The sequence below is a fragment of the Rickettsiales endosymbiont of Stachyamoeba lipophora genome (assembly GCF_003932735.1).
In the GTDB taxonomy this organism is placed as follows: domain Bacteria; phylum Pseudomonadota; class Alphaproteobacteria; order Rickettsiales; family 33-17; genus RICK01.
The window spans coordinates 568,677-587,422 of the sequence record NZ_CP033611.1; the positions used below are offsets into that span (position 1 = coordinate 568,677).

Below are 18,746 nucleotides of genomic sequence, written 5' to 3' on the forward strand. Positions count from 1 at the left end.
ACGAGCCTATAAAAATTATTTAGATCATTTAATAATGGAAAATGCCATTATGCTGAGCTCCCAAAGAGATTTGTTGATTAAGATATTTACTATCCATTATACTAATATTCTAAGAACTCTAAAACCCTTTGGTTAGCAAAAAAGTACTTACTTTCAATAGAAGATAGATAAAGCCCTTCCAAGCTTCTTGCCCTAGATAACGCTACGTAAGCTTGGCCGGCTACAAAGCTTTGCTTTAAATTACAAAATAGCTCATCAATAGTTAGGCCTTGAGATTTATGAATAGTGATAGCCCATGCAAGCGTCAAAGGTAACTGCATGACTTTGGCTTGTATTTCCAAATGCCCATCTTTATTATAATCTTCAATAGACCATTCATTATAATCTATAATCTTTTGATAACCATTATTAAAAGTAATTTGAGGCAAGAGTTTATTACCTTCTTCTACAAAAGCGGTAACTCTACCTATGGAGCCATTAATTATACCTTCCTTATAATAGAGATTGGTTACAATCATGACCTTAGCATCTATTTTTAATTCAAGCTCTTGATCTACCACTAAGCCTTTAATTAAATTTGATAAATAAGGCTCATTACCACTTGTTTTAGCTCTAAATAAATGACCTTTAGTAGCAATACTTGCCAAATAATCAAAATTAATCTTATTTACATGAATGTTATGAGTAGAAAGATAGGTTACATTACGATGAGGTTTAAGCACTCTTGTTTGCAACGCCTCTAGATTATTCCTGGTTATCATCCCTTTTCGTGCATTATTTAGAATATTGATAAATTCAATATCTTCTTGCCTAAAAATTTTAGTAAAATTATAGATTTCAATTGCTGCTTCTTCCCATGCATAAGATTCAAAACAGTAATTAGCATCATAATCATTTTTACTAACGGGCGGTAATTGTAAAAAATCTCCGATTAACAGCAGCTGAATACCGCCAAATGGCAGATTATTACCTTTAACTCCTTTAAATATAATATTTAATTTATCAAGAATATCTGCTGAGATCATAGAAATTTCATCAATAGCTAATATCTTGGTCGCCTTGATTCTTCTTCTAGTTTGTGTACCCTTACCTGATAATATAAATTTAATAATTTGTTCAGCCGGTCTTTCTCCTGTTCCTAAGCTTGCAAAAGAATGAAGCGTCATGCCACCAACATTAAGTGCAGCTATGCCAGTACTAGCCGTAAGAGTTAGGCCCTTACTATAAAAAAGATCTTTAATGATTTGAAGAAAATAAGATTTACCTGTACCCGCTTCACCAGTAATAAATAAATTTTTACCGGCGCGTATGGCGTTTAAGGCTTCTAATTGTTCACTGGTAAAATTGATATTAAAACTCACTATTTTTCAAAAGTTAAATTATATAGTTTTTGATATATATCACATTTACTCAGCAATTCCTGATGGGTACCCTGGCTTACCATTTCCCCTTGATCTAATACAATAATTTTATCAGCTTTTATAATTGTAGATAATCGATGAGATATAATGATTGTCGTTTTATCTTGCATTAATTTATTTATAGCTTTTTGAATATGAAATTCGTGCTCTACATCCAAACTAGAAGTTGCTTCATCAAGTAATAATATCGGAGCATTTCTAAGAAATGCTCTTGCTATCGCTATTCTTTGTTTTTGCCCCCCTGATAAACGCATACCTCTTTCTCCTACAAAAGTTGAATAATCATCGGGTAAAGACATAATAAAATGATGTATTTCTGCCATTTCCGCAGCTTTTACAACCTCCTCTTCGGAAGCTTGAGGGTTAGCAAATTTGATATTATTAATGATAGATGTAGAAAAAATTTGAGTTTCTTGAGGTACAATTGAAAAAACTGACCGTAAATCTTTAAGAGGAACCAACTTAGCATCAATGCCACCAATATTAATTTTACCATCATAATTATTATATAAATTTAAAAGTAATGAGAAAATTGTAGTTTTCCCACTGCCAGAATAACCTACAATAGCAATCTTCTCCCCCTCATTTATATTTAAGCTGAAGTTATTGAGGACTTTTTTATCAAGATTACTTGGATAAGAAAAGCTCACTTTATCAAAGTTAATACTAAAATCATGCATAAATACGGGTGCGGTAATACGGGCTTCTTTATCAAAATTTAACAACTCAAACACTCTAACAAGTGCAGCTTTCGCTTTACTAAATTCCGACCACATTTCTGCAAGTGCTCCAACACTTGCTGCTACTATAATGGCGTAAAAAATAAAGGAGGAGAGCTGGCCAGGCATAATACTACCATTTAATACCCCCTTGCCTCCTACCCATGAAATAAAACTCACAGCAGATAATACAAGCGCAATAACAATTGCAGCAAACTTAGAGCGTTCATATACTCTTATTTTGGCACTTAAAAAAACATTATGAATTACATTATGGAAATTAGCTATTTGCTCTGTTTCATAAGCAAAAACTTTTATTAAATGAATTGCTCCCAACTTTTCTTGTAAGTCCACTCCAATACTGGCCGTTTTAGCCAAATAATCTTGGGATACGCTTTTAACGTTTTTAGCAAAAAAAATTATAGGTATTACTATAAACGGAATAGTTAAAATAACACACAAGCTTAATTTATAGCTGGTGGTCACCATTAGAATTACACCACCCACACATAGAATACTATTCCTAATAGCAGTTGAAAGCAGATTCACTATCATTGAATTTACTAAGGTAATATCATTAGTTAAACGTGAGGTAATATCTGCAACACTCTGTTTTTCAAAGTACTCTAAAGGATAATAAATGATTTTATCAAAAACATCTTTTCTAATATCTGCTGCTACTTTTTCACAAGTTACATTCATCAACATAGATCTAAAAAAGGTAGCAATAGCTAAGGCAAAAGCAAAACACAACAAGATAAGCAAAGCTTCATCAAATAAAGCAATATCATTTTTATTCAGCCCCTGATCGATTAAATATCCAACCCCCCTACCAATCCCTAAAACTGAAAACGAGGTGAAAGCTAAAGCAATTAAAACACCCACCAACTTTGATTTATAAGGTTTCAGATACAACCAGAGTGTATAAAAAATGCTATTTTTCATTTAAAATTTTATATTTAATTCAGTTGTGAACAGTTCTCTTAGTTCTTTATTTTTTGCTGTTATCCATTGTTGTTGGATAATATCAAATTTAAAATGATGAGCACCGGTTTTAGGAGAGGAAACCCATAATTCTTGCATCACCTCATGTACATTTATTACATAACTACCAAAGTCAGTCTCAATATAAAGAATCCCTTGAGTTAGGTCCACTTCATACTCATCATATGCATCAATTAAATCAAATAAAACCTCAATCTCTTCTTTTGCTTTTGCGATAACATTCATTTGCATGTTCCTGTATTTTATGGTATATTGAATGATAAGAAATTAACAATTCACCAAATTCTTCATTAAAGTTATTTACATGGATTTATTATTTTTTGCAATCATTGCGCTCTTTATAGCTTATAAATATTATTCTATGCTTGGAAAACGCGACGGTGACGATGACTTAGAAATTAAAAAGGAAGAAATTAAAAAACGTTTACATGAAGAGTTACGCTTTCTAGATTTAAATTCTTCTTATGAAAATGAAGAAAATATTGTTAGTAGAGAGCCTATAATCATCTCTACCGATCCAACTATTGTAGAAATAATTACTAAAATTAATGAAACCCACCCTAATTTTACCGAAAAATTTTTCTTAAATGGGGCTAAGAATGTTTTTGAAATTATTATTAAGGAATATACTACCCAAAATATCAATGGTCTAAAACATTGGGTAAATGAAGAGATTTTAAATCATTTCAACAAAATTATTGAGCATCAAAAACACAAAAAACAGCAGCTAAAAGTTACAATGATCAAACTTGATGCTGAAATTGTGAAGGGAGAATTGCAAAACAATTCAGCAAGATTAACCGTGAAATTTGCAAGCGAACAAATAATCTTATTATACGATGATCAAAATAATATTATACAAGGTAATGTCAAAAAACCTGAGAAAATAGAAGATATTTGGGTTTTTGAGAAAAAACTTAAATCACCCGACCAAAAATGGACTTTGGTGAAAATCGAGAACCTATAAAAACTATAACTTTGATAATTTAAAATGAGATCTTTTACTTTTATTTTCTTTGTATTATTGCTACTCAATAGCTGTGCGGTATTCCGTCCCAAGGAAACTATCACCTTAAAACCAACCAATTTTAAAAACCTTACAGGCTGGGAAAACGAACAATTTGATGAATTTTGGCCTAGTTTGCAAAAATCATGTGAAAAATTCTTGACCCTACCAAGCGATTACAAACTTAGGTTTGGTAGCTTTTATTCAGCCGGCTCTATGGCGGATTGGCACCCCTTATGTGAAAGAGCAGAATTTATAGAACATAAACATCTTCAAAAAGAATTTTTAGAAAACAACTTTACTCCTTACCTAGTAAAAAGCAGCAAGGGTAACAAGGGACTATTTACCGGGTATTATGAGAGTGATATTCGGGGTAGCCTAGTTAAAACCTCAAAATTTAAGCACCCTATTTATTATTCACCTCCTGATATCCAGGAGCGCAGACCTTATTATTCGCGTACAGAAATTGAAAATGGCGTCTTAGAAGATCGGAATCTAGAATTATTGTGGACAGATGATAAGATAGAGCTATTTTTTATGCATATCCAAGGATCAGGAAAAGTACATCTACCTGATGGCTCAATAATAAGAATTGGTTATGCTAGCCAAAATGGCTATCCGTTTACCCCTATTGGTCGGGTTTTAATTAAAAATAATAGTATTAACAAATCACAACTTTCAGCTCAAGCCATTAAAAGATGGCTTAGACATAATCCCGAACATGCTGATTATGTAATGAATCAAAATGAATCTTATATATTTTTTCGCCATATAGAAGCTAATGATGGGCCTATAGGCGCTTTAGGAGTTGAACTGACTTCCGAAAGATCTATTGCCGTGGATAAAAGATTTTACCCTCTAGGCATTCCTGCTTGGATTAACACACATTTACCAAGCACTATTTACAGCAAACCTAATAAATATCGTAGGTTGGTTACCCTTCAAGATACTGGCGGTGCAATCAAAGGCGGAATTAGGGCAGATATCTTTTTTGGTTCCGGCAAACGCGCGCGTGAAATAGCCGGCGGTATGAAAGCTTTAGGCAATATAGTTGTGTTATTACCGAATAATGTCCAAATAAAATAGTTACATGAAACAACTAGAAATCTTTACGGATGGTTCATGTTTAGGCAATCCAGGACCGGGAGGATGGGCAGCTATTTTAAGATACAAGGGATCAATCAAAGAAATTACAGGCGGCGAAAGCCTTACCACTAATAATCGTATGGAAATGCTAGCTGTAATAAATGCGCTAAAGCAACTAAAACAGCCTTGCAAGGTTGATTTATATACGGATAGCAAATATGTTATTACTGGCATTACTGAATATATATTTAAATGGCAAAGCAACAACTGGAATAATGGTAAAGTAAAAAATATTGATTTATGGCAAGAACTTATTACTCTTGCCAAAATCCATCAAATTAGCTGGCATTGGGTTAAAGGACATAGCGGCCACCCAGAGAACGAACAGGCCAATGATCTGGCCCAGGATACGGCTTTAAAATATAAAAAAATGGAAAGCAATGTTTGAGTTTAAACATCTTAAGATTGGTTCGCGTCAAAGTAATCTAGCTCTTAAACAATCGGCTATAGTTAAGCAGGAAATAATCAATAAACTCGGCTACCCTGCAAATTTGATTGAAATTGTTCCCATGATGACTAAAGGAGATAAAATTCTTGATCGCAATCTTTCAGAAATCGGAGGGAAAGGCCTATTTACTGAAGAGATAGAATTAGGCTTAGTTGCAGGAACTCTTGACCTGGCTGTCCACTCGATGAAGGACATGCCGGCAACCACATCAGGAAATTTAGCTATACTTGCCACTTTAGAACGCGAAGATCCGCGAGATGTTTTAATTGGCGCTAAAACTTTTGAAGAATTACCCGAACATTCCATTTTTGGTACATCATCTATTAGAAGAGCAAGAATAGTAAACTCAATAAGATCAGATCTTGAAATTATCCCCTTTAGAGGCAACATCGAAAGCAGGCTCAGTAAACTTCAACAAGGAGTGGCCCGAGCTACTATTTTAGCAGCGGCAGGATTACATCGTTTACAAAAAGCTATTGAATATACCCTGCTTGATAAAAATATTTTTGTTCCAGCAATTGGCCAAGGGGCCTTAGCTATTGAGTGCAACATTCATAACTCACTAGCCGTACAAATTTGCAAAGCAATTAACCACCAAGAAACCTACCAGGCTGTAGAAATTGAAAGAGCTTTTTTATATGAGATTGATGGCTCATGCAAAACTCCTATCGGAGGTTTATGCGAGCTGCAAGATGGTATAATCAAAGGAATATTCATGGCAGCAACTGCACAAGAGATATTAAAAGAGGAGATTGAAGTCCCATTAGAAGAAGCCTACTTGGAAGCAATAAGAATTGCTAAAAAATTTAAAAATTTCCTTTAATGGCAGAAATGACTTTAATTAACACTCGTCCCATTAATAACCAACAAAGCTTAAATGAATTTTGCAAGGAACAGCGCATTAAGGTTATTAACTGCCCTCTTTTTCACACTGTATTAACCCCAACTATCATCTCGCTTGATAGGTTGCCAGCTTATAATGCTGTTATTATTACTAGCAACCAGGCTCTTGAATATCTAAATTCTCATCAAATTTCATTACCAAGAAGCTTATTAGTATTAACCGTTGGAAACAAACTATACCAACAATGTGTAGAGCGACTAGAAAATAAAATTATCAAATGCGGTAATAACATTAATGGCCTGATCGAATATTTGAATAACCATTCTGCATTATTAGCAACTATTTTGTATCTTAGGGGCGCCAAAATATCAGCAAATTTAAAAGAACTTTTTATCCATAAAATATCAATAGATGAATTTATTTGCTATCATATGCATCCCACTTCGAATTTAACCACCGTGATTACTTCTGAAACAAATACAGATAATCTAGTGCTATTACCAGTATTTTCGCTAGAAGCCGCTAAAGAAATTTGTACCACTAATTTTATATCTTTTAATAAAGAGCTCATAATTATTGCTTTTAGTAATAAAATTGCCGATTATTTACATAGTTATTTTAAAAATATTAAAACTATCCCGATTCCTGAAATAAAAGAAATTTTTAAAATGATTTTACAAATTAAGCAAGAGGCTAGGCAACTATGTCTAAAATAAAAAGTATTTTTATTATTTTTTTTATATCGCTCTTGATTGCCTCTTTAGGTGGAAATTTTTATTTTTGGCATACATCAACAAAACAAACTATAAATATTCAGGAACTTATTAGCGAAAATACCAAGCTACATGAAACAGCCTGTCCATCGTGCCCAACAATGGCTCCAGATACAACCGCTCAAATTAACCAACTCTCTGAATTAAACAGCTATCATCAACTTTCAGCATTATTAGCTCTTAGAAACTTAGAACAAAAAATCATACAACATGCACCATTTGAACAAGAATTACTCATGTTGGCAAAAATTATTCCCGATATTAAATTTGATGAGTATGAATTGCTCCAGAATTATAAAAACACAGGCATTCCTAACATGAAACATGTTAAATCTACTTTAGAAAAACTGTTACAAATACAATCAACCTCTTTAGCAGAAAAAGAAAACAAACTTATAAGCTCTATGATAAATAAGTTAATTAAAATTGAAACCACCATATCCTCTGTTCCAAACTCTAATAACATATATCCTCAAGTTATAACTGCTCTTGATAGCAATGATTATAACACTGCTATCAAGCTCATTGATCAATATCTAATTAATAATTCAGAACTAGATGAGCTAGAATTGCGTGAAATACGCTCTCAAATTAATGATGTTATGCAAATCAAATTATTTTTAAATAATTTATGGAATAACTTTATCATCTTGACACTAGCCAGAATAGAAAAAGAGAAATAGCTTATGTGGACTTTATTAAAATTAATAACAATTTTCTGTATAACTTTATTGCTGTACCTCAATTACTTTCCTCTTAATCAAGAAATCACTATCCTTTTTAATGAAACCAGCATCACTATTAACTTACTTGTAATAGCTTTTACCTTGATCGTTCTTATTTCTTTAGCACTGAAAGCCTATGATATTATAAGCAATTTTCTTATGATACCAAGCTTGTTTGTCAAAAAGATTCACTCTTTTAAATTTCAACAAAATTATACTTATCTAGTTAATTGTCTTATTTATTTACGCCTTAATAATACAGCTGAGGCACAAAACCAAGCAAGCAGAATTGATGATGAAGAATTAAAAGAGTTACTTATAACAATAATAAACAAGGATAATACTAAAATTTTATCCAAACATTTTTCAGGAAAAGTTTTAAATTTGTACCAAGATATTCAGGAATCAATCAATACCGCTCAAATAGACCCTGCTGAAAAATTATTACTTAATCCCATTTTTGATCGATTTCCTGTTATTCGCACTCAATTTATAAATCAACTAAATCACTTAAAAGCAATGAACTATATTATTAATCATGATTATAAATTAGCTATCAAAATTTTGGAAACTAATTTAGATCAAGAATTTAGCTCTAAAGAGCTGATAATACTTATTAATTGCTATATTAATTTAGATAAAAAAAATAAGGCTTTAAGTTTAATTGAAAAATATTGGGACGCGTCTTGTTCGTATGAATTATTTTTAATGTTACAAAAAATTTATGATCATTTAGACTATGAAGCCTTTATCAAGGAATCCAGCAAGCTTTTTGCGAAGAGGGATGATCAATTCTATTGGAAGATTTATCTTTATTTTTATTTAATTAGTCATAATCATTTTTCTTCCTCAATTGAGATAAGTTCCTTGAAAGCTGCTAATTCTCATCAACAAAAACTATTCTCATTACTAAATCTTTATCATAGCCTTAGCAAACATGATATTAAAATGGCACACGAAACTGCCAGCAAATTAATTACTGATGAATTTACTGTTTAATCTTCTTGCGTTTCAGTTAGTTAATGTTATTTTTATATTAATTAATATTTTTATTATATGAAGGAAAATTTATGATTGAATCTGGATTAAACTCGCCAGCAGTAACTGTTGCCGAAGTAGCCGGTAATGTAGCACCTATTGATATGTCAATTTTATCACTAGTCGCAAGAGCAGATATTGTGGTTCAATTGGTAATGCTGGCTCTAATTATTTGTTCGGTTTGGTGCTGGGCTATATTATTTGAAAAATGGCTTAAATATAAAGCTATTAGTATCAAAACTGATAATTTTGAAAAAAAATTTTGGTCTGGTCAGGTTTTAGACCAACTATATGATAAACTGAAAAACAAACCAGGCCACCCAATGGCCAGCGTATTTTGTGTAGCGATGGATGAATGGAGTAAAAATAAAATACATTTAGTAAAACATAATCCAAATTTAAAGTCAGGTATAGTAGATCGTTTAAAACAAGCAATGAACGTTAGCATTAGCCGCGAGACCGATCATCTGTCCACAGGGCTTCCGGTTTTAGCCTCTGTTGGCTCTTATGCACCTTTCCTTGGTTTATTTGGTACCGTGTGGGGCATTATGCATTCTTTTCAATCAATTGCAGCTTCTAAAAACTCCAGTCTTGCAGTGGTAGCTCCCGGTATTGCCGAAGCATTACTAGCAACCGCAATCGGTTTATTTGCAGCAATTCCAGCAGTTATATTTTACAATATGCTTACTACTAAGCTTGGAAAGATTACTGCAAAATTGGATGATTTTTCAGCAGAACTAACAATTTTGCTATCTAGAGAACTGGATGAATCTATTTAAATTGAGAATAAATTATGGGCGTTGACACTTCACAACAAAAAAACAAAAGGAATAACTTTGCATTAGCGAGCTCCATTAATGTGACTCCATTTGTAGATGTAATGTTAGTTTTACTAATAATCTTTATGGTTACTTCGCCGATGCTGGTTTCAGGTGTTAACGTCGATCTCCCTGAAGCTACAGATACTCCAATAGTAGGAGATGATGAACCACTCGCTGTAACTATTGATAAAAATAGCAATATTTTTATTCAAGATACTCAAATTGAAGATGGTGAGCTAATTCCAAAGCTATTAGCTATTACTAAAGAAAAGAAAGATACCAGGATTTTTGTTAGAGGTGACAAATCAGTAGATTATGGTACAATAATGCAAACAGTAAGTTCAATTAACATTGCAGGATTTACTAAAGTAGCACTCATTACTCAAATTACCAACAAGTAACAGCTCATTGTACTAACGATATGAAAAAACCTTTAATTTACTCGTTAGCATTGCATGTTTTTATCTTTCTAATACTTATTATTGGAACCCCTATTCTTTGGAAACCTGCTCCAGAAGAAATTGCTATTTCCTTAGAAATGCTTCCCGTTAGCAATAAATCTAACGTGAAACCAAAAAAGACCGAAAGCTTTGCTAAAAAGGCTGAAAAGGAAAAAATTGTACCTAAATCAGCTAAACCCAAAGAAGAAATCAAAACAGATCCAGCCAAGAAAAAAGAAGATACTGCTAAACCAGTAATCCCACCTAAGCCTGATAAAACAGATGTTAAAATTCCTGAAAAAAAAGACAAAGATAAAAAGAAAGAGGAAAAGAAAAAGCAAGAAGAAAAAATAAAGCCTAAGGAAAGCAAAGAGGATAAAGCAGCTCAAAAGAAAAAAGAAGAAGTAAAAAAGAATGATGAAAGCGAAGATTTTGATGCTTTGCTGAAAACATTAGAGGAATCAACTACCACCAAAGATATTCCGCAAAAAAATAAACCTAAACAATCTAAAGAACTTGATGATTTAGTCAGTGAGCTAAATGATAAGTCTGACAGCAGTAATTATAACGAAAGCGACCCTTTATCTTTAAGTGAGATGGATGCTATTAGATCTCAGATTGAAAAAAATTGGAATGTTCCGGCGGGAGCTAAGGATGCTAAAGATTTAATTATTAAATTAAATATAACCATTAATCCAGATGGGGAAGTTACTAGTGTGAAAATTCTTGATACCAACTTTAATGGTACTAGTACTTTTTATAAAGCTGCTGCTGAAAGTGCAGTGCGAGCAGTATATAGAGCCAGCCCTATACAAAACTTACCTGTTAACAAATATGATTCTTGGAAAGAAGTAGTATTAACCTTTGATCCAAGCCAAGTGCTATATTAAAAAATATTGAGGTATATTATGAAATTAAAATCAATTTTATTATCGTTACTTGGATTATTAATCTGTAATGAGTATTCACTTGCCATAACTCAGATTAATATTACTAGAGGCATGATGGAACCCATGCCAATTGCTGTTCCTAATTTTACCGGTCAAAATTTAAATGAAAAAAAAATAGGCGAGCAAATTTCAACGGTCATAAGCAATGACCTTGAAAGCTCAGGACTCTTCAAACCTATCAATCATAGCGCTTTTATAGAAAAAATATCAGATGGTAAAGATTTAATCCCAAATTTTGCCTCGTGGCGTCAAATCAACGCTACCGCTCTAAGCATAGGTAGTATTGATTTTAAAGGCAGAGAAGTTACAATTACTTATCGCTTATGGGATATCTTTGCTGGCACCCAAATTGCAGGTAAAACTCTTACTACTGCAGAAAGCAATTGGCGTCGTATTGCTCATATTATTGCCGATGATATTTATAAGAGTTTAACCGGTGAAGAAGGATATTTCGACTCAAGGATTGTGTATGTTGCAGAAAGTGGACCTGCAACCCATAAAATTAAGAGACTAGCTATCATGGATTATGATGGTGAAAATCATAAATTTTTAACCAGCGGACAGCATTTAGTTATTACCCCAAGGTTTTCACCTGCTGCTAATCAAGTGTTATATATGTCTTATGCAAAAAGAGTTCCTAGAGTATATTTAAGGGATATTGAAACTGGGCGTGAAAAAATGGTAGGAGATTTTCCCGGTATATCATTTGCACCTCGTTTCTCACCAGATGGTAAAGCAGCTATTATGTCTGTAGCATATAACGGCTCCAGTCATATATACAATCTAGATTTATACACCTTACACAAAACTAAACTTACCGCTGGTAATTCAATTAATACTTCTCCTTGCTATACCCCTGATGGCCAGCATATACTCTTTAACTCCGATCGTGGGGGTAAACCACAAATTTATATTATGCCAAGCAGCGGAGGCGATGCCAAAAGAATTAGCTCAGGAGGAGGAAGATACGCAACACCTGTAATTTCTCCTAGGGGCGACCTGGTAGCGTTTACTAAATGGGCTGATGGAAGCGGCTTATTTTCAATAGGAGTAATGCGCCTAGATGGAAGCGGGGAACGGATTTTAGCAAGAGGCTACCTAGTAGAAGGGCCTACTTGGTCTCCGAACGGCAGAGTACTAATGTTTACCAAACAAGAACGAGGCTCTAAGGGTAACCCAGCTCCAGCCAAAGTATACTCTATAGATATTACAGGGTACAATGAGCGCGAAATTGCCACACCTGGTGATGCTTCTGACCCTGCTTGGTCAAACTTGCTAGAATTATACTAGCTTAGTATTTAAAATACTTTATAACCTATTGACGTATACTTAATAAAGGTGTACCAAAAATAATTAGATGTTAAAAAAACTTTGCAATTAATTATGAAGTAATTATTATTTAAATAATTAGTTGTAACTTATTTAACTAATAAATTATTAAAGACGAATCTTTAATTTTGGAGACAAAAATGTTTAATAAAATTGCTGCTGTTTTACTTTCATTAGTATTGGTATCAGCTTGTTCTAATGGTAGATTTGTTGGTTTTGGCGATGCTACTGGTGCAGGTCAAGTTGTTCCAGGTACTCAATCAGACTTAGAAGCTAACATTGGTGATAGAGTTTTCTTCGCTTTTGATAGATCAGATCTTTCTGCTGAAGCACAAGAAACTTTAAAGCGTCAAGCTTCTTGGTTACAACAATACAACAATGCAACTGTAACTATTGAAGGCCATGCTGATGAGCGCGGTACCCGCGAATACAACATTGGTTTAGGTGAGCGTCGTGCTAATTCCGCTAAAAAATATCTTGTTTCTTTAGGTGTTTCAGCTGATCGCATTACTACTGTTTCTTATGGTAAAGAGCGTCCTGTTATTGCTGGAGCTACTAGCGAAGAAGAGCACACTAAAAACCGTCGTGCTGTTACAGTTATAAATAACTAATTTTAGTTATAAAACTTTACTTAAAATCCGATCATTATAATTAATGATCGGATTTTTTATTACCTTACTTTAGTTAATAATAGCTTCATGCTTCTATTAGTTTGCTTATGTAATAGCAATTTACAATAATTGAAAGTTACCTGTAATAACTTCTCTTACGGTTATAAAATCTTACCCCTTTGTATATCCATTTATTTTTAGTGAACTTTGAAAGCAAGAACTTTCTTAAAAATTATAATCTTAACTACAGATAAAGCATTATTGCTTTTCACTAAATCTTTTAAAATTTCTAGTTTTTTACTCATCTTCCTGCGGTATTTTTTTAATTCCTTTTTATAGGTTAAAAGCTGTTTATTAAGTTTCTTTTTTAAATTTGTCAATTGGACAAACATTTATAATACAAGCATAACTATGCCCAAGATTGCATAATATGGTATAGCCAATTAATTTAAAAAGATTACGAATAAAAAACATCGCCAGCAGCAAAATGAGGTAAGAAAAAGTGGGAAAAAAGATTTAATTATCACATTAAAGTTAGCCGGGAAAGTGTGGATAGGAGGTTAAATCTAAGGAATATGGCGGTAAAAATAACAAGCTACATCCAACCTTCCACTCAATTCGTTTAGCTTTAAAAGATTTATGAAGACTAGCATTATCACAACCTTAACAAGAATTTATAAATCCATAAAGGCTATAAATATATAATCACCCACTAATTTTTGTAAATACTCATTATATCAAAGGGTATTATTTCCTCTTAAGTGCTTTATCTATAACATCAATTATCACCACTTGTAGCTTATATAAAAGATTGGAACCTTAATATGACTATTATCTATATATAAAATTTATCTCATTTCAAGATTCTATATAACTATTGGTTATGTATTATATATATTTCTTTTAGGCTTCAAATTCTTGGTTAGCTAATCATTATTCATTACAGCATGATTGATATTACTTTTTTAGCAACTGAAATAAATGATATTCTAACCAGAGAACAAATTAAGTAAAAGACCTACTAAATTCCAAATTGGCTCACAATAATCTATAGAACCTATAGAAAATGACCATGAAAATAGATATCACAAATTTATTTAATTAATTTAGGTTATGTGAAGATTTCTAACAAAGCCAAATAAGAGCAGCTACACAGTTGAGGAAATCAAGAAAAATAGTAACAAGATTTATCAAACCTGGAGAAAATTCTACAGAAATGCCTAATTTTACTGAAGAAGCATTGTTGAAATTTAATCAAAACATCTTTGATATAATTCTTCAATGAGGTATTTTTCAGTTGAATCTAATCTATTAATAAAGGAAACTGTTAAAGCTTTTTTAATATCATTAAATAAGCATATGTTATACATAAAATTTAGCATATTTCTAGTGCTGAAAAAAGTGGTAATTTCTTTAGTATAAAATGACTTGCGCAGCAGATCTATAAATAAAATAATTGAATTTAATTGTTGCTCCGTAAGCTGCATTGTGAGTTGAGGATATAATTTGTAAGCGGTTATAATTTCCTGCTCACTTTTTAGATAGTCTAATTGCAGGATAATATTCCATCTATCTAGCTGCGCTTGGTTTAAGATATTGGTACCGTTATAAATACCATGCTCATCTCCATTACCAATAGTATTACAGGTAGCCATTATTCTAAAATCAGGATGGGGAGTAATAACCTCATTAGTTTCAAAAAGAGCTAGCTTACCATCATTTTCAAGCAATCGCTGAAAAACAAATAACAACTCAGGACGCGCTGCATCATATTCATCAAGAATCAAAATGAAAGGTTTAGTAATAACCCACGGGAGTAAGCCATATTTAAACTCAGTTATCTGGCTTTCATCTTTAATCACTATTTGATCACGCCCAATAAGCTCAAAACGGCTTAAAAAGCCATCAAAATTTATTCTTAAAACAGGCCAATTAAGACGCGCGGCTACTTGCTCAATATGAGAAGATTTACCCGAACCATGAAGTCCGTGTAAGAGCACCCTTTTTTTAAACAATAATCCAAGCAAAATAGCTTCAGTAGTATTATCATTAAATAGGTAATTTTCATTGATATTAGGGACGTGGCTTTGATATTGATCAGCATTTAAAATAGGTAGCTGATAAGGAAATGAGAGGTTAAATAAATTATCTTTAGTTAATTGATATGGGGTATTAATATAATATTCTAAAGTCATGTAATTAACTTGATTCTATGATAATTTAAGAATTTTAGATATTTCTTCTAGGCAGTGTTCAACTTTTTCAGCCTCTTTACTTTCAACCATAGCCCGTATAACTTTTTCGGTACCTGATTTTCTAATTACAATTCTTGTATCTTGGTGTTTATTGTGTAATGTTTCTAATTGCTCACAAATATGTAAATCATCTAGCGGATTAGAACCATTGTAAGGAAAACTACGAATCAATTGTGGATAGCTTTCAAAAAATGCAGCAACTTTACTAATCTTTTCTTTTTTCTGCGCAATAATAGCTAATATTTGCAATGCTGCTATTAAGGCATCTCCGGTATAGGCAAAATCCGTCATAATAATATGCCCTGATTGTTCACCGCCTAAGTTGATACCGCCTTCAAGCATAGCCTTCATTACATTGCTATCGCCTACATCAGTACGAATCATTTCAATACCAAGTTCCTTTTTTAGATAGTCCTCGCAAGCTAGGTTGGTCATGTGGGTGGCAACAATTTTTTGAATATTCAGCATATAATTTTTCTGCCAATGTTTAGCAATTAAAGCTAAAATTACATCACCATTTAAAATTTGGCCTTTTTCATCTACTACTACAATTCTATCAGCATCACCATCAAGAGCGATACCAATATCTGCTCGGGTTTCTATAACTTTTTCTGCTAACAATTGAGGCTTAGTGGAGCCGCAATCTGCATTAATATTATACCCATCAGGCGTATTGCCAATCGCTATTACTTCTGCTCCGAGTTCCCATAAAATAGTAGGTCCAATATGATACGCAGCCCCATGAGCACAGTCAATTACCACCCTTAATCCTTCTAAGGTAACATTTTTGGGGAAAGAGCTTTTAACGAATTCTATGTATCTTCCTTGAGCATCTTCTATTCTTTTAGCTTTTCCTAATTTTTGCGACGGAGCTAAATAATTGAGCCAATCATCCTGATTAATTATTTTACTAATAGCAAGCTGTTGTTTTTCAGAAATTTTATAACCATCTGAATTAAAAATCTTAATACCATTATCTTGATATAGATTATGTGAAGCAGAAATCATTATACCAAAATCAGCACGCATTGCTCTAGTTAGCATTGAGATGGCTGGCGTAGGCAAAGGGCCTACTAACAATACATCAACACCTGCCGCTATAAAGCCTGCTGTTAAGGCGTTCTCAAGTAAGTAGCCAGATAACCTAGTATCTTTACCTATCAAGACTTTGTTTTGATGCGGCTTATTTAACACTTTTGCGGTTGCTACTGCTAATTTCATTATAATATCAGGAGTAAGAGAGCCTGAGTTTGCTACCCCCCTAATCCCATCTGTGCCAAAAAGATTCTTTTTCATGCTGTAGTACTGCTGCCCGCATCCTCAAGTGGAGTAGTAAAAATATTTTTGATATTTGGCTTTTGGGCGTCCGTATCTGTTGATGAATCACTTCCTCGTTTGATGGCTTTGCCATTAATCAAGTCTTGAATTTCTTCACCAGTTAAGGTTTCAAATTCTAGTAAAGCACTGGCAATTAAGTGTAATTTATCTAAATGTTTAATAATCACCTCTTTTGCATGAGTATAACCCTGTTCAACCAGGCGTTTTACTTCACTATCAATAATTTCAGCGGTTTCAGTTGAACATTCATTTCTAGACTGGCTGCCACCTAAATATTGATCTCGTTGTTCACCTCCATGATAGACAGGACCTATCTTATCACTCATTCCCCATTCACCAACCATAGCACGAGCCATTTTGGTTGCTTGCTGAATATCAGAAGAAGCTCCACTAGTAACTTTTTCATGGCCAAAAATGACCTCTTCTGCCACTCTGCCTCCCATAGCGACTGCTATATCGGCTTTTAATTTTTCAAAAGTTATGGATAACCTATCACTTTCTGGTAATCTCATCACTAATCCTAAAGCTCTTCCTCTTGGAATAATAGTAGCTTTGTGAATAGGATCAGATGCCGGGCTAAATACTGTTACTAACGCATGCCCACCTTCATGATAAGCTGTAAGCTTTTTCTCTTCCTCGCTCATTACAAGTGATTTACGTTCAGCTCCCATCATCACCTTGTCTTTTGCAGCCTCAAGCTCCTCCATAGTAACAACTTTTTTATTACGTCTTGCAGCAAGCAGTGCTGCTTCATTCGCTAGGTTAGCCAGATCAGCCCCACTAAATCCAGGAGTACCTCTTGCAATAACCCGCGGATCCACATCTGGTCCTAAAGGAATTTTATTTAAATGTACTTTTAAAATTTGTTCACGACCATTAACGTCCGGTGCTGAAACAATAATTTGTCTATCAAATCTACCTGGACGAAGCAGCGCAGGATCTAACACATCTGGACGATTTGTTGCTGCCACTACAATTACCCCTTCATTGGGTTCAAATCCATCCATTTCAACCAGAATTTGGTTCAACGTTTGCTCTCTTTCATCATTTCCACCGCCAAATCCTATTCCACGATGGCGGCCTACTGCATCAATTTCATCAATAAAAATTATACAAGGTGATTTTTGTTTAGCTTTTTCAAACAAATCACGAACCCTGCTGGCACCCACACCCACAAACATTTCTACAAAGTCTGAACCAGAGATGATGAAAAAAGGTACGCCTGCCTCTCCTGCAATAGCTTTAGCAAGTAAAGTTTTACCCATACCTGGTTGACCAATAAGCAAACAACCTTTTGGAATTTTTCCACCTAAAGCCTGAAATTTAAGTGGCTCCTTTAGAAATTCAACAATTTCTTTTAATTCTTCTTTTGCTTCATCAATACCTGCTACATCATCAAAAGTAATTTTTGATTTTTCTGACAACAGCCTTGCTTTGGATTTACCAAAACCTAAGGCTTTATTACCACCGCCTTGCATTTGCTTCATAAAGAAAATCCACACCCCTACTAACAATAAAACAGGGAACCAAGAAAGTAGAATCCCTAGTACTGAATTCATTTTAGTATCCATCGGCAAAGCTTCAATTCTAACATTGTTAGCTTTAAGCTTATTTACCAAATCTGGGTAGTCCGGGGTAAAAGTTGAAAATCTTGTTCCATCATTTAAACGGCCTTCAAGATTTTTACCTTGAATAATTACGGTTGCTACCTGGCCATCTTCAACTTTGTTAATAAAGTCTGAGAACGCGTAATTATTATAACCGCCAGATAATGAATTACCTTGAAAAAAATTATATACACCGAATAATATGGCGAAAGTTAACGTCCAAATTAAAAAATTCTTACCAAAATTATGCATTTTCCTAATTTATCCTAA

General features: G+C 33.4%; 18 protein-coding genes. 12 read left to right on the forward strand and 6 right to left on the reverse strand.

The window, feature by feature from the left end; translation table 11 throughout:
* Nucleotides 1–101: 101 nt before the first annotated feature.
* The 3 genes from EF513_RS02495 to EF513_RS02505 are packed head-to-tail and all read right to left on the reverse strand — an operon-like array spanning nt 102 to nt 3,370.
* On the reverse strand, nt 102–1,361 hold the full coding sequence (locus EF513_RS02495; protein WP_164503800.1) for a DEAD/DEAH box helicase: 1,260 nt from the start codon (nt 1,359–1,361) through the stop codon (nt 102–104).
* Nucleotides 1,361–3,085, reverse strand: a complete 1,725-nt coding sequence (locus EF513_RS02500) for an ABC transporter ATP-binding protein (RefSeq protein ID WP_125215841.1) — start codon at nt 3,083–3,085, stop codon at nt 1,361–1,363. Before EF513_RS02500 ends, EF513_RS02495 begins: the two co-directional genes overlap by 1 nt.
* Nucleotides 3,086–3,370, reverse strand: a complete 285-nt coding sequence (locus EF513_RS02505; protein ID WP_164503801.1) for a frataxin domain-containing protein — start codon at nt 3,368–3,370, stop codon at nt 3,086–3,088.
* Between the two features lie 79 nt (nt 3,371–3,449).
* On the opposite strand from EF513_RS02505, the gene EF513_RS02510 reads away from it, so the two are divergent.
* The 12 genes from EF513_RS02510 to pal all read left to right on the forward strand — a co-directional run bounded on the left by EF513_RS02510 (nt 3,450) and on the right by pal (nt 13,276).
* Nucleotides 3,450–4,112, forward strand: coding sequence for a Tim44/TimA family putative adaptor protein (locus tag EF513_RS02510; protein ID WP_125215843.1), 663 nt, complete (start codon nt 3,450–3,452; stop codon nt 4,110–4,112).
* Nucleotides 4,113–4,136: 24 nt separating this feature from the next.
* Nucleotides 4,137–5,237 carry a murein transglycosylase A gene (mltA, locus tag EF513_RS02515; RefSeq protein WP_125215844.1) on the forward strand — a complete coding sequence of 367 codons (1,101 nt, stop codon included), beginning with the start codon at nt 4,137–4,139 and terminating at the stop codon, nt 5,235–5,237.
* A 4-nt stretch (nt 5,238–5,241) separates the two neighbouring features.
* Entirely contained in the window at nt 5,242–5,685 is a 444-nt protein-coding gene (gene rnhA / locus EF513_RS02520; protein WP_125215845.1) for a ribonuclease HI, read from the forward strand.
* Nucleotides 5,678–6,568, forward strand: coding sequence for a hydroxymethylbilane synthase (hemC, locus tag EF513_RS02525; protein ID WP_125215846.1), 891 nt, complete (start codon nt 5,678–5,680; stop codon nt 6,566–6,568). The genes rnhA and hemC overlap by 8 nt, the downstream gene beginning before the upstream one ends.
* A gap of 8 nt (nt 6,569–6,576) precedes the next feature.
* On the forward strand, nt 6,577–7,305 hold the full coding sequence (locus tag EF513_RS02530) for a uroporphyrinogen-III synthase (protein WP_164503802.1): 729 nt from the start codon (nt 6,577–6,579) through the stop codon (nt 7,303–7,305).
* Nucleotides 7,293–8,045: a hypothetical protein gene (locus EF513_RS02535; RefSeq protein ID WP_125215848.1), complete on the forward strand. Its 753-nt coding sequence runs from the start codon at nt 7,293–7,295 to the stop codon at nt 8,043–8,045. Before EF513_RS02530 ends, EF513_RS02535 begins: the two co-directional genes overlap by 13 nt.
* A 3-nt stretch (nt 8,046–8,048) precedes the next feature.
* Entirely contained in the window at nt 8,049–9,086 is a 1,038-nt protein-coding gene (locus EF513_RS02540; RefSeq protein WP_125215849.1) for a hypothetical protein, read from the forward strand.
* A 143-nt stretch (nt 9,087–9,229) separates the two neighbouring features.
* Complete coding sequence (gene tolQ / locus EF513_RS02545; protein WP_241208591.1) at nt 9,230–9,904, forward strand: protein TolQ; 675 nt, start codon at nt 9,230–9,232, stop codon at nt 9,902–9,904.
* A gap of 14 nt (nt 9,905–9,918) precedes the next feature.
* Nucleotides 9,919–10,347: a protein TolR gene (tolR, locus tag EF513_RS02550; protein ID WP_125215851.1), complete on the forward strand. Its 429-nt coding sequence runs from the start codon at nt 9,919–9,921 to the stop codon at nt 10,345–10,347.
* A gap of 20 nt (nt 10,348–10,367) precedes the next feature.
* The gene (locus tag EF513_RS02555) at nt 10,368–11,276 is read left to right on the forward strand and encodes a TonB C-terminal domain-containing protein (RefSeq protein WP_125215852.1); all 909 of its coding nucleotides are present in this window, start codon (nt 10,368–10,370) and stop codon (nt 11,274–11,276) included.
* Between the two features lie 18 nt (nt 11,277–11,294).
* On the forward strand, nt 11,295–12,626 hold the full coding sequence (gene tolB, locus EF513_RS02560; protein ID WP_125215853.1) for a Tol-Pal system beta propeller repeat protein TolB: 1,332 nt from the start codon (nt 11,295–11,297) through the stop codon (nt 12,624–12,626).
* Between the two features lie 179 nt (nt 12,627–12,805).
* A complete protein-coding gene (pal, locus tag EF513_RS02565; protein ID WP_125215854.1) occupies nt 12,806–13,276 on the forward strand; it encodes a peptidoglycan-associated lipoprotein Pal in 471 nt (156 codons plus the stop codon).
* A 1,250-nt stretch (nt 13,277–14,526) separates the two neighbouring features.
* On the opposite strand, the gene EF513_RS02570 is transcribed toward pal, so the two are convergent.
* The 3 genes from EF513_RS02570 to ftsH are packed head-to-tail and all read right to left on the reverse strand — an operon-like array spanning nt 14,527 to nt 18,728.
* Nucleotides 14,527–15,471, reverse strand: a complete 945-nt coding sequence (locus tag EF513_RS02570) for an AAA family ATPase (RefSeq protein ID WP_125215855.1) — start codon at nt 15,469–15,471, stop codon at nt 14,527–14,529.
* Nucleotides 15,472–15,486: 15 nt separating this feature from the next.
* The gene (glmM, locus tag EF513_RS02575) at nt 15,487–16,827 is read right to left on the reverse strand and encodes a phosphoglucosamine mutase (protein WP_125215856.1); all 1,341 of its coding nucleotides are present in this window, start codon (nt 16,825–16,827) and stop codon (nt 15,487–15,489) included.
* Nucleotides 16,824–18,728: an ATP-dependent zinc metalloprotease FtsH gene (ftsH, locus tag EF513_RS02580; protein WP_125215857.1), complete on the reverse strand. Its 1,905-nt coding sequence runs from the start codon at nt 18,726–18,728 to the stop codon at nt 16,824–16,826. Before ftsH ends, glmM begins: the two co-directional genes overlap by 4 nt.
* Nucleotides 18,729–18,746 lie beyond the last annotated feature (18 nt).

Coding starts and splice junctions, on each gene's coding strand:
- mltA (WP_125215844.1), top strand. CDS start 4,137: ATGAGATCTTTTACTTTTATTTTCTTTGTATTATTGCTACTCAATAGC.
- EF513_RS02540 (WP_125215849.1), top strand. CDS start 8,049: ATGTGGACTTTATTAAAATTAATAACAATTTTCTGTATAACTTTATTG.
- EF513_RS02555 (WP_125215852.1), top strand. CDS start 10,368: ATGAAAAAACCTTTAATTTACTCGTTAGCATTGCATGTTTTTATCTTT.
- EF513_RS02500 (WP_125215841.1), bottom strand. CDS start 3,085: ATGAAAAATAGCATTTTTTATACACTCTGGTTGTATCTGAAACCTTAT.
- hemC (WP_125215846.1), top strand. CDS start 5,678: ATGTTTGAGTTTAAACATCTTAAGATTGGTTCGCGTCAAAGTAATCTA.
- EF513_RS02535 (WP_125215848.1), top strand. CDS start 7,293: ATGTCTAAAATAAAAAGTATTTTTATTATTTTTTTTATATCGCTCTTG.
- tolB (WP_125215853.1), top strand. CDS start 11,295: ATGAAATTAAAATCAATTTTATTATCGTTACTTGGATTATTAATCTGT.
- EF513_RS02530 (WP_164503802.1), top strand. CDS start 6,577: ATGACTTTAATTAACACTCGTCCCATTAATAACCAACAAAGCTTAAAT.
- EF513_RS02510 (WP_125215843.1), top strand. CDS start 3,450: ATGGATTTATTATTTTTTGCAATCATTGCGCTCTTTATAGCTTATAAA.
- pal (WP_125215854.1), top strand. CDS start 12,806: ATGTTTAATAAAATTGCTGCTGTTTTACTTTCATTAGTATTGGTATCA.
- rnhA (WP_125215845.1), top strand. CDS start 5,242: ATGAAACAACTAGAAATCTTTACGGATGGTTCATGTTTAGGCAATCCA.
- EF513_RS02505 (WP_164503801.1), bottom strand. CDS start 3,370: ATGAATGTTATCGCAAAAGCAAAAGAAGAGATTGAGGTTTTATTTGAT.
- ftsH (WP_125215857.1), bottom strand. CDS start 18,728: ATGCATAATTTTGGTAAGAATTTTTTAATTTGGACGTTAACTTTCGCC.
- EF513_RS02570 (WP_125215855.1), bottom strand. CDS start 15,471: ATGACTTTAGAATATTATATTAATACCCCATATCAATTAACTAAAGAT.
- glmM (WP_125215856.1), bottom strand. CDS start 16,827: ATGAAAAAGAATCTTTTTGGCACAGATGGGATTAGGGGGGTAGCAAAC.
- tolR (WP_125215851.1), top strand. CDS start 9,919: ATGGGCGTTGACACTTCACAACAAAAAAACAAAAGGAATAACTTTGCA.
- tolQ (WP_241208591.1), top strand. CDS start 9,230: ATGTCAATTTTATCACTAGTCGCAAGAGCAGATATTGTGGTTCAATTG.